This is a genomic window from Dehalococcoidia bacterium, from assembly GCA_035310145.1.
Lineage (GTDB): Bacteria > Chloroflexota > Dehalococcoidia > CAUJGQ01 > CAUJGQ01 > CALFMN01.
Genome location: DATGEL010000019.1, coordinates 1 through 19258, shown reverse-complemented (window position 1 = coordinate 19258; position 19258 = coordinate 1). Strand labels below are relative to the sequence as shown.

General features: G+C 69.2%; 14 protein-coding genes. 6 read left to right on the top strand and 8 right to left on the bottom strand.

From position 1 onward, the window contains the following. Positions 1 to 29: 29 nt before the first annotated feature. The 6 genes from casB to VKV26_03735 form a co-directional block, all read right to left on the bottom strand. Entirely contained in the window at positions 30 to 665 is a 636-nt protein-coding gene (gene casB / locus VKV26_03760; protein HLZ69005.1) for a type I-E CRISPR-associated protein Cse2/CasB, read from the bottom strand. Beyond that, entirely contained in the window at positions 662 to 2290 is a 1629-nt protein-coding gene (gene casA, locus VKV26_03755) for a type I-E CRISPR-associated protein Cse1/CasA (GenBank protein HLZ69004.1), read from the bottom strand. Before casA ends, casB begins: the two co-directional genes overlap by 4 nt. Then, positions 2290 to 5193, bottom strand: a complete 2904-nt coding sequence (gene cas3, locus VKV26_03750) for a CRISPR-associated helicase Cas3' (GenBank protein HLZ69003.1) — start codon at positions 5191 to 5193, stop codon at positions 2290 to 2292. Before cas3 ends, casA begins: the two co-directional genes overlap by 1 nt. Before the next feature lie 155 nt (positions 5194 to 5348). Further along, positions 5349 to 6446, bottom strand: coding sequence for an XRE family transcriptional regulator (locus tag VKV26_03745; protein ID HLZ69002.1), 1098 nt, complete (start codon positions 6444 to 6446; stop codon positions 5349 to 5351). A 935-nt stretch (positions 6447 to 7381) separates the two neighbouring features. Further along, entirely contained in the window at positions 7382 to 7975 is a 594-nt protein-coding gene (locus tag VKV26_03740) for a TlpA disulfide reductase family protein (GenBank protein ID HLZ69001.1), read from the bottom strand. A gap of 743 nt (positions 7976 to 8718) precedes the next feature. Then, on the bottom strand, positions 8719 to 9711 hold the full coding sequence (locus VKV26_03735; protein ID HLZ69000.1) for a DUF3179 domain-containing protein: 993 nt from the start codon (positions 9709 to 9711) through the stop codon (positions 8719 to 8721). A gap of 427 nt (positions 9712 to 10138) precedes the next feature. Between VKV26_03735 and VKV26_03730 the strand changes: the two genes are divergently transcribed. From VKV26_03730 to VKV26_03710, 5 genes are all read left to right on the top strand, one after another. Continuing rightward, the gene (locus VKV26_03730) at positions 10139 to 10807 is read left to right on the top strand and encodes a hypothetical protein (protein HLZ68999.1); all 669 of its coding nucleotides are present in this window, start codon (positions 10139 to 10141) and stop codon (positions 10805 to 10807) included. 1 nt (position 10808) lies between these two features. Continuing rightward, a complete protein-coding gene (locus tag VKV26_03725; GenBank protein HLZ68998.1) occupies positions 10809 to 10994 on the top strand; it encodes a hypothetical protein in 186 nt (61 codons plus the stop codon). A 190-nt stretch (positions 10995 to 11184) separates the two neighbouring features. Next, positions 11185 to 12198, top strand: a complete 1014-nt coding sequence (locus VKV26_03720) for a hypothetical protein (GenBank protein HLZ68997.1) — start codon at positions 11185 to 11187, stop codon at positions 12196 to 12198. Positions 12199 to 12344: 146 nt separating this feature from the next. Then, complete coding sequence (locus VKV26_03715; GenBank protein ID HLZ68996.1) at positions 12345 to 12932, top strand: plastocyanin/azurin family copper-binding protein; 588 nt, start codon at positions 12345 to 12347, stop codon at positions 12930 to 12932. A 7-nt stretch (positions 12933 to 12939) separates the two neighbouring features. Beyond that, positions 12940 to 14703 (top strand): molybdopterin-dependent oxidoreductase, encoded by a 1764-nt coding sequence (locus VKV26_03710; protein HLZ68995.1) that lies wholly within the window; start codon positions 12940 to 12942, stop codon positions 14701 to 14703. A 108-nt stretch (positions 14704 to 14811) separates the two neighbouring features. Here VKV26_03710 and VKV26_03705 read toward each other — a convergent pair whose 3' ends face one another. Further along, positions 14812 to 16362 carry an FAD-dependent oxidoreductase gene (locus VKV26_03705; protein ID HLZ68994.1) on the bottom strand — a complete coding sequence of 517 codons (1551 nt, stop codon included), beginning with the start codon at positions 16360 to 16362 and terminating at the stop codon, positions 14812 to 14814. Positions 16363 to 16511: 149 nt separating this feature from the next. Beyond that, positions 16512 to 18119 (bottom strand): IS1182 family transposase, encoded by a 1608-nt coding sequence (locus VKV26_03700; GenBank protein HLZ68993.1) that lies wholly within the window; start codon positions 18117 to 18119, stop codon positions 16512 to 16514. Between the two features lie 101 nt (positions 18120 to 18220). Here VKV26_03700 and VKV26_03695 point away from each other — a divergent pair, with 101 nt between their 5' ends. After that, on the top strand, positions 18221 to 18904 hold the full coding sequence (locus VKV26_03695; GenBank protein ID HLZ68992.1) for a hypothetical protein: 684 nt from the start codon (positions 18221 to 18223) through the stop codon (positions 18902 to 18904). Positions 18905 to 19258 lie beyond the last annotated feature (354 nt).

The following is a 19258-nucleotide window of genomic DNA, read 5'->3' as shown; positions in this document are numbered from 1 at the left end:
TCAGCCGCGCTATGGTTATCCGTTTTCTGTCATTCGCCAGGCGTCTTGTTTGCCGTCGGTTCGTCCTCGTCTCGCTCACGCTCGGGCAGGCGCCAGAAGTCCTGCGCCCAGCGGCGCTGCACCAGGCGGTCGCGCGCTCGCCAGCGCTCCAGGTCGGCAAGCAGCCAGCGCCAATCCACCGCTTGATCGGCAGCGCGCAGCAGCGAGATCGCCTGGCGCAGGCGGTCGGGCAGCTCTTCAGCGTCGGCCACCAGCAGTTGCGAGAAGCGGCGCTCCATCGCCTCGCGGTTGCCCGCGCCCCTGGGCGCCATGCGGTTGAAGGCGGCGCCCAGCGAGTCGCTTGGCATCGGCGCCACCGTGCGGTTCGGCAGCAGCGCGGGCGGGTGCAGTGCGAACAGCCCTGCCACGAGGTAGCGGCAGGTCTCGATCCAATCGCTCCGGTCATCGGTGCGGTGGGGCGTCCGCCCGGGCACGTATGGCACGACGTACTGAAAGACGCCCGCCGCCTCGCCGGGCTCCTTGCCCGCGGAGCGCCGGAGCTGCGCCAGGGCGCCGCGGTCCTCCTTCCCCACGAGCGCGACAAGCTGCTCGATCAGTCCCCGCGCCTGCGGGTCCAGCCGTGGCGCCGCTGCCGGCGGCTGTGCCGGCGCCGTGTCTGTAGTCACGCTGCTCCTCCTTTGTCTCCAAGAGCGCGTCCCGCGCTCGCCGGCTCCGTTTGCTTCGCGGGCTCGCCGCCGCGCGGCCGCTGCCGCAGCGGATCGGACAGCCGCATGCGCAGCCCCTGCTCCGCCTCGGCGGCAGCGCGCAGCGCCCGCGCCGATTCGCCCTGCATATCTGCCGCCGCTCGGAACGACGTTTGCGCCGCCCGCTGTATCTCTTTGCCCCAGGCGGGAAGCGCGTGCGCGCCGTAGGTCTTCGCCGGGCCGACGGGCTGCCAGTCGTCGGCCAACGCGGGCAGGAAGCCGTCGAAGGCGAGGTCGAGCGCACGCCAATAGCGCACGTCGGCGCCCATGCTGTCCGCCAGGGCGCGGATCGCCTTCTCGTCGCCCTTGCGGCCGTCCGGCTGCAGGATCAGCCGCGCCAGGGTGTACACCGCCGACGCGAGTGCGGAGTAGCCGTTTTCGGCGGCCTGCAGCGCCTGCTGCAGCCGGTCTTGCAGCGCCCGGTCGTCCAGATAGGCGAGCGGCATGGGCAGCCGCTCTTGACGCCAGTAGTGCACGATCGCCTTGCCCGGCTCGGAGCAGAGGCCCAGCACGTCGAGGTTGGGCTGCTGCGGCGGCAGCGCACCCTTCCAGCCCTCGTCGTCCAGCGCTTGGGGGATCTGGGCGACGTAGTCAAGCACCCGCGGCCGGCGGCCTGCCTCAGACGCCGCGAAGAGGGCATGGCTGTCGCGCCAGACCGCGCGGCCCTGGGTCAGCGTACGCGGCCGCCAGCCGAGCTTCTCGTCATGGCGGTAGGACTTGAATGGGTCGAGCGCCTGGCGATCGTCCAGCACGATGTTCATGCGGAAGAGACAGCGCCGCACCTGCCCGTCTTCGTCGCGCAACAGCCGCACCGCCCGCGCCTGAAAGGTGAGCAGGTCGAGGTAACCCGCGGGCTTCGTGCCGTCCTTGTCGGGCACGGCGAAGGTCTCCTGCTCCCAAGCCGGCAGATCCGCGCCGGTGCGGGCAAAGGGCTCCTGCGCGTTGTAGACCACCAGGTTGAGCGCCAGCGTCTGGAACAGGGTCTCGCCGCGCACCAGCGCCGTATAGCCGCGCATGTTTGGCGCGTCGTAGAAGCGCAGCGGGAAGCTGACGCCGCCCGCGAAGGCGTAACCCTGCGTCGTGATCAGCGCCCGCGCCGCGGCGGCCGGCGTTAGGCCGGCATCGTCGTCGGTCTTGTCCCAAAAGCGGTTGCTGTTTGCGGCCGCGCGGTCGTGCACCAGGCGCAGGGCGGAGGACGCGTTGGTGACGGTCTCCATGTCGGTACGCTGGTAGAACGGCCGCTCGGCATCGAACAGTTCGAACCGTGGCCGCCACTGCGCGAAGTAGCGCCCCAGCGTCGCCGGATCGAAGCGGCCGGCGGACCAGAGCGCGGCCCAGGCGGAGGGCGAGGCCGGGCCGCGGAACACCGCGTGCAGCAGAGCCAGCAGCAGCCGGTGCAGCGAGGCGGTGACCAGGGGCGACTCGTCGCTGACCTCGCTCAGCTCGTGCGCTCGCAGCAGGGTCTCGCCTAGCGGCAGCTCGGCCGGCGCACCGTCGGGCAGCAGCACCGGAACCCAGGGCTCCTCCAGCAGATTGAAGCCAGGCATCACTCGCTGCCTCCGTTCGCGTCTTCCACGACGACCCCCATCCGTTCGTCCAGCCTGATGCGATATTCCTGCCCATTCGGCATCGCGATGTTGTTCTCGTCCAGCCGTGCCAAGCGTGTGCCGCGAAGCGTGGCGGAGCGCGAGGCGCCGGGCACCAGGTCGAAGGCGTCGGGGTGCCTCTTCACCCGCCAGTTTGTGAGCCCCACCGAGCGCTCCAACAGGTAGCGGAGCTGCTCGATCGTCGGTGTGCGCGCCTTCGGCAAGCGCCAGTATTCATCCCATTCATCGGGTCGCAGCACGATGAACATGATGGGCGAGTCACCCAGGCGCGTGCGGGCCTGAAAGGCATCGGGCTGATCGGGTGAATCCTCCTTGCGCTCGGGGCGGTCCGCGTCCAGCAGGTCGCTGCCGTCATGGAAGGGCGGCCAGATGCGCGCCTGCTCGGCCTCGAACTCGGCCACGGCGGTGTCTTTGTCGAACGCGGCTCGTGTCGCCGTCCAGGCGCGGCGCAGCGCGTCGCTCAGTTCCGCGGGCGGCTCGCCCCGGCCGTACACCGCCTCGATCAACGCCTCGACATCGCCCGGCACGGCGATCTGATCGCGCCCTCGCAGCGCCAGCCAGGAGCGCAGCAGGATGTGGGCGTCGTAGATGATGCGCGTTCCGTCCTCGAACACCGGCACGCCCTCCCGCTCGCCCTGCGGCCGGCAGATCCAGAGTTTCGGCGTCTCCAGCCCCGGCGGACGAGAGGGCCGCGGGTGCCGGTGCTCGCGGCCGGAGCGCTGCAGCAGCAGGTCGACCGGCGCCATGTCGCTGACCATCAGGTCGAAGTCCAAGTCGAGGCTCTGCTCGATCACCTGTGTGGCGACGAGCACCGCGCGATGAGGACGCCGCACCGGCTCCCTGCGCCCGTCCTCAAACTCGACCTCGCCCTCCGGCCGGCCGAAGCGCAGCAGCGTGCGCTTCTCCAGCGCGTCGCGCTCGCGAAAGCGGAAGCGGGCGTGAAACAGTTCCAGTTCGGGGCGGCCGTCGCCCGCGTCCTTGGCTGGGAAGAACGGCCGTAACGCCTCGTAGACGTCGCGGGCACGCCGCACCGTGTTGGAGACCACCGCAGCGCAGCCGCCGTGTTCCAGCGCCGTTTGGAGCGCCCGGCCCAGCGCGAACTCGCCGCCATCGACCGGGATCGCACCGTCTACGAAGTCGACGCTGAGACTGCGCGTGCTGCGCTCCGATGCGGCGATCGGGGCGGAGCCGGCGCCGGTCGCCGTGATCCAGGAGAGGCGCGGATACGGCTCGCACGCGATCGGCTTGGGCAGATCGAGCCGCAGGCCGCGTGCGTAGGCACGCAGCAGCGCGTCGCGCCGCGAGCGCGGCAGCGTGGCCGAGAGCAGCAGCACGGGCGAGCCGAGTGCGGCCAGCCAGGTGAGCAGGCACTCCAGGATGATCGACATGTAGGCGTCGTAGGCATGCACCTCGTCGAAGATCACGACCTTGCCGGCGAGGGCGCCGAGGCGCACAAACTGATGCTTCGTGGGCAGCACGGCCAGCAGCGCCTGGTCTACGGTGCCGACGCCGAAGGGCGCCAGCAGGCCGCGCTTGCGGGCGGTGAACCACTCGCCAGCGATCACGTCGGCCTGCTGGCGCGTTTGTGCGTCGCTTTGCAGACTCTCGTCGCAGACGTCATTGGGTACCAGATCGTCGGGGTTGTCGCGCAGCATCGCCTGCAGCTCGGCGGAGAGGGCGCTGTGGCCGTGCAGCAACTGCAGCGTCACCGTTTGACCGCGGAAGCGCCGCTCCAAAAACTCGCGCACGCGGGAGAACATCTGGTTGCTCGTTGCCTGTGTCGGCATCGCCACATAGGCGCCGCTCGGCCCCGGCGCCACGCCCCAGCGGTCGGCGGCATAGAGTGCGGCTTCGGTCTTCCCTTCTCCCATCGGCGCCTCGACGATCACCAGCGCTGGAAGTTGAGCGGCGAGTGTGCCCGCCAGCTCCTCCATGCGGGACTGGAGGTCGCAGGGTCGCGCGATGCTCGGAAAGAGCCCACGGAACGATATGGGTTGCGCGGCCGCGCGCCAGCCGCTCCAGTGCAGGCGGTGCAGGGCCCGGCGCGCGTTCTCGCGGGCACGATCCAGGTATGCGCGGGCGGCAGGCGCATCGAGCACCGGCGGGGCTGGCGGCGGCGGATCGGCAAGGAAGGGGAAGAATCGCGTGTTGGAGCCGATCCAGTCGGCGACGCAGGCAATCTCGGCCAGCGCCATGATCGCCGCATCCTCCAGCCGCTTTGGCACCGGCAGGCTGTCGAGCCCGACCGCATCGCCTATGAGCCGCACGACGCCCACGCGCACGTCCTCCCAGGCACAGTTGCCGACGCGCACAGGGAATACCTTCGCCCGATCGCGTCCTAGCTCGTTCCGCTCCTTCATTGAAGGAAAGAAGCCGTGGTGGCCGCCGACCACCTGCGCGAGGCGCCGGCTCACCTTGCCGTCAATTCCACACTGATCGCGCAGGATTTCGCCGAGCGTGACGGCGGTGACGACACCGTGGGGCGTGCGCGGCGGCAAAGCTTCCGGTCCGTCCAGCGTGAATAGAGCGCCGCCATACAGGCCGCGCAGCAGCTCTGCCGCGGGCTGCTGCTGGAAGGCGGGGCAGCCTTTGCCCGTGTCGTGCAGGCCAGCAAGGGCGGCAACCCAGGTGCGGGCGGCATCGAGATCGTCCATGCCGAGGCCGGCGGCCAGGTGGTACTGTGCGTATGGGGACAGCGTCTTATTCCAGATGTGCTCGGCCACGGCCGCCACGTCGAGCAGATGGCAGATGAGCGGGTGGAATGCGGGTGCCACGCCACGCTCGCGGGGGAGCTTCGCCCAAAACACTGAGAGGTTGACCTCACTGCGGTCGGCGGCGCTCATAGCTTCACTTCCTCTATGGGCTCTACTGTGTCCCCTGTGTCGCTACGCTCCGACAGGGACCCCTCCTCCCAGAAGGTGGGACGTTCTGACAATATTCCAACGGTTCGATCAGAGTTCCTCGCCGCGCTTGGAAGTTCGACGGACCTGGCGCCGGCTCAGGGCACGACTTCTGCATCGGCAACGACTTCGTAGCCGTGGTGGTCGCCGGCGCGGCGGGCGCCGGCATCGCCGAGCAGGCGCGCGAGCGACTCGCCGGCGAGGCGGAAGGGCGGCGCCGTGGCCTTCGGCGCCGTGTCTGCGGTGCGTGCAGGTGGCCCCTGAGGGCGGGTTGGCCGGGGGCGCCGGCCGAGCGTGCGCAGCACGCGCGCCTGTTCGTCGCTGAGCAGGCGCAGCTCGTGCAGCCGGTGGACGGCTGCCGCATGGCTGACGCCGTAGGCAGCCTCGAGGGCGTGCAGGGGTTCCAGGTCGAGCGGCGGCGCGGCCAGCGGGGTGAGCGTGTGCCTGGGGAGCAGAAACGCGGCGGCGAAGGCATCGGCGCGCTGTTCGGGGCGCGAGCGCGGGCCGGGACGGATCTCGCCCGCGTCGCAGGCGCTGACCAGGCTCTCGGTGTCGAAGAGGAGGTGCGCCAGCTCGTGCGCGACGGTGAAGCGCCGACGCGCGGGGGGATGATTGGCGTTGACCAGCACGGCGGACAGCCCGCCGGGCAGGGTGAGGGCGCAGCCGGCGAGGCGCGAGGCGCTGGGAAAGCGGGCGAGGACGACGGGGATGCCGAGCCGGGCGAGGGCGCCGGAGAGGCCGTGCAGCGGGGCGAGCGGGCCGAGTGCCATGCGCCGGCGCGCCCAGCGGGCCGCCAACTCGCCGGCGGCGGCGGCGGGCAGATGGTGCAGGCGCGGGGGAAGCGCGGAGAGTGCCGCAGCGGCGGCGGCCGGGCTTGCCTGCTCGATCAGGTCGGCGAACCAGGCGAGCTGCGGTTCATCGTTGGCGGTGACGGCGGCCGCGCGCATGAGCATGCGTGCCAGGCTGGGGGCGTGCGGCCGCACCGGAGCCGGTTGCAGGAGGTCGGGGACGGCGGCATCGAGGGCGGCGGCGACGCGGGCCAGCTCGGTGGCGGCGAGGCTGCGGGCGCCGGCCTCGATGCGGCTGATGGCGGTGCGGTCGAGGCCGACGGCGGTGGCGAGCTCCGCCTGGGTGAGGCCGCGCTGGTAGCGGGCGCGCTGGATGTTCTGGCCTATGTCGGAGTCGGAGAGGTGCATGACGGCAGTATGGCGGTGACGCAGGGAGTTGACAAGGATATTCCAGAAGGTGTGCGGAATTCGCACATGGGCCGCTAAGGACGGCGGCGGCCGCGCGACTGCCGGGTAGCGGCGGCGGCGATGCCGCCTGGCATGCCGCGGTGCTCAGCGTCAGGGCGGCGATGACGGCGCCCATGCCCAGGCCGTAGAGCACGAACTGCGCGAAGGCGCTGGGCAGGTTCGACACGGCGAGGCTGCCGCCTGCCGCGGCCAGAACGATCGGCAAGGTGCAGCTAAGCGAGGCGACACCGTAGCTCACCCCGAAGAGGAAGTAGCCACGCACGTTCGCTTGACCGGTTCCTCCTATGCGAGCGGCCGTGCGGGCGCCGAGCGCGCTGTAGATGGCCCGACCGCTCAGCATCCAGGCGCCGGCCCCGACGAGCGCGAGGCCGACGGCGAGACCGATCCAGGGGAACGCCGTCGAGAGCGCCTGCGCCCCGCCGCTGATCAGCAGCCCTGTACCCGCAAACAGCAACACGAACCCGGCGGTGACGCTGGCGCTCACTAGCAGTGCACGGGCCAGGCGCGGCCGAATGCGCGTTGGCCGCGCCGGGCCATCTTCACTTTCGCCGAGATAGAAGCCAAGGTACGCGGGCAGCATCGGGAAGCCGCACGGATGCACCGCAGAGACCATGCCGGCGCCGAAGGCGTAGCCGAGTGGGAGCAGGTTGCTGAGGCTGGTAAGGTAGCCGCCGCTGGAGGACGAGAGGCGCTCGACGCCGCCCGTGACACCGCCGGTATGTGCGTCAGTCAGCAGGGCGCCGATCACAGCGGCAGCCAACGCCGCCGCGGGGAAGCCGATCGGGAGCAGACGGCGCCCGAACCGCCACGGCTGTTGCGGCCCTGCACGGTCCTCCGCCAGCTCATGCCGCACAGCAACCCCCGCTCGCGCCGACCTACTGGCCGGCTGCGGCCAGCAGTCGCTGGATGTCGGCGCGCAACTGGTCCTCGGCGTAGTAGCCGGCGTGCCGCGTGGCCACGCGGCCATGTGCATCGAACAGCACGGTTGTCGGCATGCTGCGCGCGTCGAACGCGCGCAGCACCTCCGCGGTCAGTGCGTAGCCGGCCGGGTAGCGGATGTTGAGCTGCTGGAGCAGCCGGCGAGCGTCGTCGTGGCTGCCCAGCCCGGTGAACGGCCCGAAATCGACACCCACGAGGGTGACGGCGCCGTTGAGCGCATCGTACGCACGTTGGAAGCCGGGCATCTCTTGCCGGCACGGCGGGCAGAGACCGGCCCAGAAGTTGAGGACCACCGGCTTGCCCTGTCCCAGCAGCCGGCTGAAGTCCAGCTGGTCGCCGCCGAGCGTGGCCTGGTCCTGATAGGCAACAAGGGAAAAGCTGGCGGCTCGCCGCGTTGCCTGCGGTGCCGGCACGGACGCGACGGCCGGTGCGCTCGCCGGCGCGGCGGGTGGTTCGGCCGTCCGCGCGACCCTGCTACCGGCCGATCCGCAGGCGGCGAAGATACCGATCAGGACGGCGGCGATGGGCACGACGGTGCGGCTCGCCCGCCACGATCCGCAACGTGGTCGACGCATCGCCGGCCAACACACCGTTCCCATCTCGTTCCCCTGCGCTTCTGGGACACGCTCCGCGGTACCGTACGTCTCCGTGGCAGCTCCGGCAACCGCACTGGCGCGAATACCTGCTGTCGCCATTGTGCTCAGGTACCAGGGGCGATCCGTGATCGCGATCACCGCCGGCCAGTGCGAGAAGACCAGAACGTTGGTCGTGCAGGGGTCAGGTCACGCGGACAGCGACCGGATGAGTGGCGCGGGAGAGTGCGGGAGGACGCATGATGAGCGCTTCGTCGAGAACGAGGGCCGCTGGGTTCAGTGTGGTCGCCAGCGAGGAAGACCTTGCTGAACTCGTGCGCGTCTCGGCGCACGGTCCGCTCTTCCTGTTCCTGGACGATCCGTACTGCCCGATCAGCAACTTCGCCGCGGCACAGGTTATGGAGAGCAGCGTTGCGGTTGCGCGCATCGATGTGGCTGCAAAGAGCGAGCTGGGTCGCGCGGTCGCGCGGGTCACCGGGATCAAGCACGCATCGCCGCAGCTCATCCTCTTTCGCGGAGGACGAGCGGTCTGGAGCGCCTCCCACGGCAAGATCACATCGAGGGCGATTCTTGCGGCGCTGGCACGGCTGACGGTTAACGAGCTATCCTGCGCTGCGCGGGTCGCCGCTTGCAATCGCGCCCCGTGGCCCCGTGCTACACGCCCGCCGCATGCCGGTCGGCTACGGGGCGTACACTCGAATCTTCGGATAGGCGACGGCGGCGGCGAACCAGAAGGGTGTGCCGTGCACGATGGCCGGCAACTGGCGACCCTGCAGCGGCCCGGCGGTGGCGCGGCCCAGCACACTCCACTGGCTGCCGCTCTCCGCATCCGTGAAGCCGCCGTTCACCGCCTGGAAGGTTAAGCGCCGGCCGTCGAGCAGCGCGCTGAACGCCGTGGCGCTGCCGATGTCCACCGACTTCGCGATCTGTTCAGCATCGAGCGCCGACGTTGTGCCTTTCTGCCAGAAGATCACGATCGGCTCGTTGTCGACCGTGTCGTTCACCACCTGGGCCTTCTGCAGGACACGGAACGGGTATGCGACCGCCTCATCGTTGATCGCCACGGTCACGACGTGCTCCTTCGGCAGCAGGCGCTTGTCGATGCTGCCGTTGTAGAGGAAGGGCGGGTCCGCCGCGTTGTCGTAGCCGGCGTACGGATTCTCGCCGTACGGTCGATCGTAGCCCGTGTCACGCGAAAGCACCGCGCCCCGCGGGTAGCGCTCCTTGAACTGCGCCCAGGAGACGACCGCGGCCGGCAGGTAGGTCAGCTGCTTACCGGTGAGTTCGCCGACGATTGCCTCGCCGGCGAACTGCTGCCACCAGGACTCGGTTTGCCGGTCGTACATCACCAGATCCGAGTCAAGCAGGTTGCCGGTGGTGCCGAAGTCGAGCACGCGGCCGTCGAGCGTGCGGTCGAAAACGATCGCGGTGTTGCAGAGCGGGCAGAAGGTGACGGTGACGGGGAGGCCGCCGACCGTGTCGTTGACGATCTCGTGCCAGATCAAGATCTGCAGGGGATAGGCGCGGGCGTCGCCGTTATGCTCAAAGGCGATGACCGGCTCCACGGCCGTGAGAAAGCCGTCGCCGTCGGGCACGGGCCGGAACGACGGCTTGTCCAGCGGCGGGATGCCGTCTCGCGACGGACCGCCTGAATCGATCTCCCGCAGGTCCACGCTGTGACGCGTGAAGTCCGTCTTCCACCCGGCCTTGCTGAAGTGGACCGGCTCATTGGGCGCCGCGGCCGGCGCCGAACTTGCGGTTTGCGTCGCGCGAGTCGCGGGCGTGGCAGGGCGTGCGTTGGCAGCGTGCCGCACGGCTCCGTCGCAGCCGGCAGCCAGCACCAGCATTGCGAGAAGGGCAAACGCTCCGAGCCTGAGGCGGGCCGGTGTGTGGTCGGGGCGCGAGCAGCCAATCATCGCGCATCCCCTTGACTCTGCACGTCAGGCATACCCACGACTCGCCCTCCGTTCAGTGATCGGAGTCACGCTGCGCCGCGCATGGTTCTCAGCGCGGGCGCGTGGCCCCTCGGGCATGGCGGAGAGATGCCGGCGTGACGAAGTTCACACAACCGGCGCCCGCCGAGCCAAATTGTTCGGACCGGTGATCGTCGTCACGGTCTTCGGGTCCGGAGCGGTGCCGATCGGGATCGGCCGGGATGAACAGCCCCGGGTGGGCGGCTCGTGCGGCGAGGTCGTGCCGGCGCCCTTCTGCCGCGGCGAAACGCGCCGTGCCTGCAGAGGAGGCACGCGCATGCAGCGCGCAACGCATCATGGTCCATCGCCGCCACGGGTCAGGAAGCCCATCACCGTGCCCGTCGCCGGACTGCTCGCTGCCTGGAGCATCGTCGCCGTTCCGATCGGAGGCAGGCCGATCGCGAAGGCTCCCTGTCAGATCGAGCCCTCACCGGCAGGCGTTGAGCCTGGACGGCAGCGCGACGCCATTGAGCCGCTGCCGATCGGCGCCTTCGTGACGATGTACCCGCCGGTGTGCGGTGCAGATGGCCGCACCCTCACCTGGAGCTGGTCCGCGCTGCCGGAGGTTGAAAACTACCACGTCCAGGTCTCGACGCAGCGGGCGCGGCTCAGCATCGGCAGCTTCCGCGAGGTCGATACGGCCCAGAACGACTGGGTGACGGGTAACAGCCTCTCCTTGCCCGTGACCCCAGACGTTACGTATTACGGCCTGGTGGTGAACTGGGATTGGCGGTCGATGCGTGAGCCCGTGAGCAACATGGCGAGCGGCTCCTGTCGCTCTGCGTTGCGCGCCTAGCGTGCGATGGCGTGGGGGAGCCAGGCCATGCGTCTGCGTCACCAGTCCGCTGGCGCTGGTCTGGCTGGTGCTTCTGGGCATCGGCGTCAACGTCGTCTTGCTGCTTGCGGACATGCCGAATGCCGCGGCATTGCTGCTCGGCATCGTGGTGGCCGTCGTCATCGGCGTACTGCTCGTGCGGCTCTGATGTCGCGCCGTTGTGCGGCAGGGCACGGCGAGCGATCGTTCATGCCTGCGCGTGACGAGCCTCACACTCGCTGGCTGGCTTGCGCGGCGCACGGTGATCGCCGTCACCGACCTCTGCACACGGGTGGTCGATAACGAGGGCCAGCCACCGCCGCCGCGGCGAAGGGCAGCGAAGAAGGAGGGCCGGCCCAATGAAACGGTCGATCGGCGCCATCCTGGTGAGCGGAGTCGTGCTGATGATGCTCGGCGGCAGCGCACGACCCCGCACCGTCGCGGCGCAGGCCGCGCCGAGCATCAAGGTCACCTCGCCCACCGCGGGCCAGAAGATCACCGACAACGACATCAAGGTCGCTACATCCGTTGCCAACTACAAGGTGCAATGCGCCGACGTGGGCCTGCCCGACGAGGCGGGGGCGGGCCACATCCACGCCATGATCGACGGCATGACCATGGCCGTGCTGACGAACTTCTACTGCGAGCCGAGTTTCACCATCTCCGGCGATGGCCTCAAACCGGGCAAGCACCAGCTCATCGTCGTGCTGGCCGGGAACACCCACGACGACGTCGGCGAACCGACCACCGTGGACTTCGACTATGAGCCGGCGCAGGCGCGGCCCCTGCCCGCCGCCGTGACGGGCGCGGGCAAGCCCTCGGTCGCGATCACCGCGCCGGCCGACAAGGCGACGGTGGGGCCGAAGTTCGACCTCAAGATCCAATCGCAAAACTTCAAGGCGTCGTGCACGCTTGAGGGTAAAGGCAACGTGGTGGGCTACGGCCACTATCACGTGTTCGTCGATCTCGACATGGCCGGCATGGCGCAGGGCGGCATGATGAGCATGGCGGGCATGATCGCGATGCCCTGCGCCGACACGGTGCCCGTCGATCTGAGCGCCTGGGCGAACGGTCCGCACACGCTGACCGTCGAGCTGGTCAACGACGATCACACCGCGATCGAAGGCCCCGAGCCCGCGATGATCACCGTCAACCTGCAGGGATCGCCCGGCAGCGGACACCCGGCAGCGCCGGCCGCCGCGCCCGCTGCCGCCGGGCAGGCCGCGGTGCGTGCCATGCCCGCCACCGGCTCCGGCGGCAACCTCGATCGGCCGCGCCCGCTGGGCACGGCGATGCTGCTGACCGGGATCGCGGGCATCCTGCTCGCGGCCGCCGGGGCGGCGCTTGTGCTCGGCCGCCGGCTGCGCTCCTGAAACGGAGGCGGAGAGTGCGGCGCGGCGGGTGTGGGCAGCCCGCGGCGCCGCCTCTCATCGATCCGCCTCTCATCGATCGATGATCGAGCGCGCTGCCCGGCACGGTTGGCGCCTTCCAGGGCGAGTGAGGGTGGAGGAGGATGCGGATGTGGGGCGATCGCCGGCTCATGGCGGCGTCTTGCCGCCGGGCGTGGCTCGGCGGCGCCGTGCTCGGGATCGCGGCGCTCGTTGCCGGCTGCGGCTCGAACGGGCCGCAGGCGCCGACCAGAGCCGCGGCCACCGTGCAGCCCCAACCTGCGACGGTGGCCGCGGCCGCCTCACCCGCCGCCACGACGGCTGCCCCGGCGGGGACGGCCACCGCGGCGGCGAGCGCCATCACCGTCCGACCGGCGACGGCCTCCGCCACCCCTGCACCGACCGCGACGGCGCAGGCCGCGGCACGCGCAGCATTCCCGGCCCAGATCGTGGAGCCGAAGGACAGTCGCGGCCAGTCCGATCCCACGACCTGGACCTTCGCACCGCGTCCAATCACGGTGACTGCCGGCGCCACCGTCACCTGGACGAACACCGGCATCTCCACCCACACAGTGACGGCCGACGACGGCACGTCGTTCGACTCCGGCGCCATTCAGCGCGGTGACGCCTGGTCGTTTACGTTCGCAAAAGCGGGCACGTTTCCCTACCATTGCACCTTCCACAGCTGGATGAAAGGCACCGTTCTCGTCGGTGGATAGGCGTGGGATGGGCGAGCATTCGGCGCCTGGCCCGTACGCGGCAGGGAGCCGCGCCACGGCGCCGTCTGCCGGCAGTCTCTGGCTCTGGGCGTTGTCCGGACTGGTGGCTGGGCTTACGCTCAGCGGCGCGATGCTCGGGCTGAGGCTGCTGACCGGGGTGCCGTCGCTGCCCGAGGTCGTTCAGGATCGGTTACTCGAGATCTTGCCCGGTCAGCTGGTCGGCTCCCTGATCGATCACCTGCAGTTCGCAGCCAAGCCGTTCCTACTGGTCGGCTGGGTGGCCGGGCAAACGGCCGCCGGCGTGCTGCTCGGCGTGCTGGTGGGTGTCGTCGCGGATCGCCGGCGGGTTCGCCGGGATCCGGGTCTGGTTGCGCTGCACGGTCTGATCGTTGGCGCCGCGTTCTGGCTGGCGACGGAGCTGCTGGCGCTGCCCGCGCTCGGCGTGGGGCCGCTGGGCGTGACCGTGCGCGAAGGCGTGCGCTCGGCCGCCTGGTCGTTGGCCGCGTTCGTTCTGTACGGGCTGGTGCTCGTCGGCTTTCGTCGCCTGCTGGCGCCCCGACCGTTAGCCCAGGGCAGCGGGGACACGGAACTGCGGCGCAGCGTCTCGCGTCGCCACGTGATCGCGGTGTGCATGGCCGGCGGCGCGGCAGCCTTCGCCGGGGCGACCCTCTGGCGGATCGTGCAACAGCTGGGCGAGCATGGCACACCCACGGTCCGGGCAACGAGTTCCGGCGCTCAAGCGCCGCAAGCTGCAGCGCGGTCGGCGGCGCCGGCAAGCGCCGCGCTCGCTCCCGTGGACACCGCGCCCGCAACGCCCGCGGCCGCCTCGCCCATCGCCGCCGCCACGCGGCCGCCGGCGTCTGCCACGCCAGCGCCGGTCTTCACGGCGCCGAACGGCATCTCGCTGGAGATCACGCCCAACGACCAGTTCTATGTCGTGACCAAGAACCTGGTCGATCCGGTGGTGCGCGCCGACGGCTGGGCGCTCGACGTCGCCGGCATGGTGAACCAGACCCGCCGCTTCTCGTACCAGGACCTTCTCGGCTTGCCCGCCTCTGACCAGTTCACGACGCTCGAATGCATCAGCAATCTCGTGGGCGGCAACCTGATCAGCAATACGCGCTGGACCGGCGTGCCGCTGGCCATGCTCCTTGATCAGGTGGGTGTGCAGGACGAGGCTGCCTGGGTGGTGTTCACATCGGCGGACAACTACAAGGAGAGCCTGCCGCTGGACGCCGCGCGGCAGCCGCACACGTTGCTCGCCTACCACATGAACGGCAGCCCCATCGCCGACAAGCACGGCTTCCCGCTGCGCCTGCTCACGACCGGCCTGTACGGCATGAAGAATCCGAAGTGGCTCAACCGGATCGAGCTGGCAGCGCAGGCGCCTACCGGAACCTGGGAGCGTTCGGGCTGGAAACCGGATCGAGGTGTCGAGACGATGGCGCGCTTCGATACACGCCCCGAGCAGGTGCCAGCCGGCGTGCCCGTGCTGCTCGGCGGCATCGCCTTCACCGGCGATCGGGGCGTCCTGCGTGTTGAGGTCAGCGCCGACGCCGGCGGGAGCTGGTCGCCGGCCTCGCTCAAGCCGCCGCTCTCCCCGTTCACCTGGGTGCTGTGGTCGTACCGCTGGATTCCCCCGTCCGCCGGTGACTACACGTTGCAGGTGCGAGCGACCGACGGGGCGGGCACGCCCCAAACGGCGCAGAAGAAGTTGTCATACAGCACCGGCGCCACGGGGCTGCACACCATCCAGGTGCAGGTGGTTTGAGGCTGCCGCTCCATGGTCGCTCTGCGTGCCGGCCGATCGAGCCCCACGACGTGGTGTGCATCCGGCCCCCGATGGCGAGGGCCGCCTCATCGCGGCTGATGTCTCTGCCTATGGCCGCACCACGCCGTGTACCGCGCGCTCCTGGTCACCGCCCGCCGCAGGAACCTGGACGCCTGTGGGGGGCCCGGAGTACTTGAAGAGCTGCCCGAGCGCCTGCTGCACGCCCAGCGCGAGCGTTGGGTAGACATGCACGGGCCAGACCGCGAGCCCGGCGGGCAGCCGGGCGCGCATGACGAGCAGGAGCTGGTGTAACCACTCGGCCGCCTGAGTGCCGATGATATGCGCCCCGACCAGCTCACCTCCGACGAGGCCGAACCAGATGCCCGGCGTGAGTACCAGCTTGATCAGGCCCGCGGGCTCGCCCTCGCAGAGCGCCCGGTCCACCGCCGCCAGCGGCCAGCGCACGACCGTGACCCGGTCGCCGTAGTGCTGCCGTGCCTCGGCCTCTGTCAGCCCTGCCCGCGCCACCTCCGGGTCGGTAAAGGTCGCCCAGGGCAGGGCTCGGTAGCTAACCTTCTTGCGGCCGCCCGCCGCGTTCGTGCCGGCGATATCTCCGTGATAGGCGGCGACGTGGGTGAAGAGGTACGGCCCGACCACATCGCCCGCCGCCCAGATGTGCTGTGCGGTGGTGCGCAGCCGCCGATCCGTCTTGATGCCGCCTTTGTTATAGGCGACGCCCGCGGCTTCGAGGTTCAGGTCGGTGCGCGGCGTGCGCCCGGTCGCGACCAGCACCTGTTCCGCCGTGACCGTTTCGGGCGGTCCGTTCTGCTGTGCGAGGTGCAGCCGCCGCCCCTCGGTGGTTCGCTCCACGCGCGTCACCCGTTGGCCGAGGCGCAACGCGATCCCCTCGGCGACCAGCGAGGCGGCGAGCAGGCCACTGATCTCCTCGTCTTCGCGCGGTAGCAGGCGGTCTTCCATCTCTACGACCGTCACCGCCACGCCGAAGCGCCGGAACATCTGCGCGAACTCGCAGCCGATCGGTCCACCACCCAGCACAACAAGTGACTGTGGCAGGTTCTGGAGCTTGACTGCGTCGACGTTGGTGAGGTAGCCCGCGGTATTCAACCCCTCGATCGGCGGGACAGCGGGCCGCGAGCCCGTGGCGATCACGAAGCGGTCCGCCGTGACTGGCTGATCGCCGATCTCCAGCTTGTGGGTGGTGCGGAACCGCGCAGGCCCCAGCAACACGTCGATCCCCTCGCGACGGAACGTCTCGGGCAACTCGGTCTGCTCAATCCGCGCGACGATGCGGTCCTTGCGCGCCATCACCGCCGCGAAGTCGAGCCGGGCGTCTACGGCTGCGATGCCAAAATCGCTGCACTGGTGCACGATTCGTGCCGCTTTCGCCGAGGCCAGCATCGCCTTGGTCGGCACGCAGCCGTACCACAAACAGTCCCCGCCAAGGCGCTCGCGCTCGACCAGCGCCACGCGGTCCAGCTTCCGCTTCGCCACGCGGGCGGCCGTTTCGCCCGCGGTACCGCCGCCGATGACAACCAGGTCGTACGTCTCCTCGGTCTTGACCGCCCGGCCGCGTCCCACCCAGCGCCTTACGCGGCGACCGACAGTGCGCGCTTCAGCTTCACGGGGCAGCTTCGACATACGGCGGTCCGTTCCAGTCCGTTCTATCGGTTCCAAGGGTGGCTGTACGGAGTAGCGCCATCGGTGATCGCGATCACTGATGGTCGCCTGGCGCGATCCCGATATCATCGGAGGGTGTTGAAAAAGTCTGAATTCCTGTAGGAACCGAATTAATTGATTTCGCTGAAAACAGCACACAGTGAAGCGAAAGCAGCGAGCGCGAGGCCGCCTGCCGGTCCTGTTCGCCCGCGCCAACCCGTTGCTTTCAGCCATCGCTTGAGATTTTGTCCTGCCGCCACCAATAACGCTTCGGTATTCACTTTCCACAGGCCGCGTAACCGGAATCGCCGTAAGTTGTGCCACTGCTTGGCTTCCCCAAACAATGGCTCGGGCCAGAGCTTGCGTTTGCGCATCGCCTTCTTGTAGGCCGCGGTCTCGCGAGAGCCCTTCACCTGTTCGATGGCGTCCGCGTAGTAGGAGCGCTGGATGATGCGCCCGTCCCCACTGGCGGTGCAGGCATCGCGCACCGGACAAATCCAGCAGGTGTGCGCGTCGGCGCGATAGACGCGCACCTCTTCGGTGGGCTTCTCCCGCCAGAAGGGTAAGGGCTGGCCCTGCGGGCAAACGTACTCGTCCCGCTCCGGGTCATAGCGAAAGTGGGAGGGACCGTAAAACTCCGTGCGCTGGTCGAAATCCGGCACGGGGATGTAGGGCGTCGTGCCGGCCGCCAGCAGCGCCTCCAGGTTGGGCCCCGTGCCGAACTTGGCATCGGCGACCACCCGCTCCGGTTGGAGCTGCCAGCGGAAGCAGACGCGCCGGTACAGGTCGAGCATCGGCGTGTTGTCCATGATGTCGGCGGGCGTGACGAACGCCGCGAGAATGATGCGGTGCTTGCCACCGTCGACCACGTACTGGTCGTGATAGCCGAGGCTGGCCCGGTCACCGCTGAAGCGCCGCATGGGGGTCGCATCGGGGTCGGTGGTGCTCACCTGGTCGTCGCTGAGGCGCTGATAGCCCCGGCTGCGACTCCGCTCGTCTGGGGGATGCCGATGTTCGTCCAGCAGCTTCCACTGGGCCTGATTCTCGGCGGCGAGTTGCTGCTCTGCCTCAGCGGTGCCCGGAAAGGGCAAGCGCTCCGGTGCGGCGGGGTCAGGGGCGGCGGGCGCTGGCGCGCTGGCCGGCTCCGGTGTGGCCTCCGGGGCGTCCGCCGCGTCCGGCGGCAGCGCATACGGCGCGGGACCGCTCGGCTCCTCCTCGGTGAAGAGCGCCGCGAGATGGTCACGGGCCGCAACGGACCAGCGGGTGCGGAGCGAGGTGAGGGCGGCATTGGCTTGCACCTTCGTGCCATCGAAGTACAGTTCTTTGCCCCAGACCAGGCCCGCTTCGCAGCAAAGTTCGACCACACGGTTGAAGAACCGCTCGAACACCTCCAGCCCCAAGCGGGCACGAATTTTGGACAAGCTAGAGTGGTCGGGCAGGGGCTCGTCCCAGCCGTAGCCCAGATACCACCGGTGCGCGATGTTGAGGTCGGCGGCCTCGATGAGCTTGCGCTCGGAGCGGAGGCCTTCGAAGAACAGGATGAGCTGCAGCCGGAAGAACACGACCGGGTCAATGCTCGGGCGGCCGATGGCGGCGTATTTGTCGGCGACCCAGTCGCGCACAAAGCTCAAGTCGAGCTTGGTATCGAGGCGGCGATAGAAGTGGTCCGCCGGGAGCCGCTGCTCCAGCGAGCTCAGAAACAGCTCATCGCGGCGCGGGGTCTTCGGTGGTCCAAGCATGGCGGTCACTCCCTCCCTGGGTGCTGGCGGCCTGCTTGACTGATTATGCCGGGCCGACGACCAATCGTGGCGCGTGCGCGGCGCGGCGTGCGAGGTGAGGGATGGCCAAGGCGGTGTCGCGCATTCACTTGCTCGTCGGCGAGCCTGACCCGCGCTTCGCTGAGCGTTGGCAGGCTGTGTTTGCTGACGTTCCGGAGGTCGAGGTCTGCGCCGTGGACATGACCGGCCTGCGTGCTCGCGCGGATGTGCAGTGTCTGGTAGTGACCAATCGGGAGGCGGGCGAGAACTGGTGCGGGGGGCCGCCCGTCCCGAATGGCGTGTACTTCTGTCGGACGGCCGTCTTTCGCGGCTGGGGGGAGCGCCCGGTCCCCATGCCGCCGTATGTGGTCTCCACGCCGGCGTGGGTCGGGCCCGCCGCGGATGCGAGCGTCAGCGAACGCGTTGGGCGCGGCCTCAACATCATCCTGCAGCGCTTGGAGCAAGCCAACGCCGAGGGAATGGACCCGGCCATCCAGCGTTTAGCGCTGCTCGGCGAATTCCTGGCCGGCGTCGATAGTGTCGTTACCGCTCGTCGCCTCACCCACAGCCAGCAGCGGCTACAGCAAGGCGTCGAGGCCGCACAGCAGCGCGGAGACGCTACAGCCATCCAGCGGCTCACCCACGAGCTGCAAGAAATCGCTCGCCGGTTGGCGTTGGTGACGGACCCAGCCGGAGGTGTTGATGAGCAATTTGAGGCCCAGCTCCGGGGAGCGTATGCAGCATACGCCGCGTACCTCCGCGGCTAGTGCTCGTGCTCCAGGTGGATACCATCATCTGTAGTAACGGAGCACAACACAACGAACTTCCACCAGTATGCACAGCTCATAGTGTCTCGGCAGTGGTATCCGTTCATGTCGTACAACAATCTTTTTACGGCGTAGATGCGAGGCTATGACGCCTATAACTGGTCATCAAGCACCCTATAGCATTTTTGGTTAGCTTCAGTAGTGACAACAAGAGGATGTGCAGACCAGCGAGAACCGAGATGGGACCAGTTCAGCCGATAGGATTGCGTGGCATCAGGCAACATCCACCGGCATGTACCATCGCTAACGTACCTTCCTTACGGGCTCTACTGTCCCCCCTTTTTCAACAGCCTC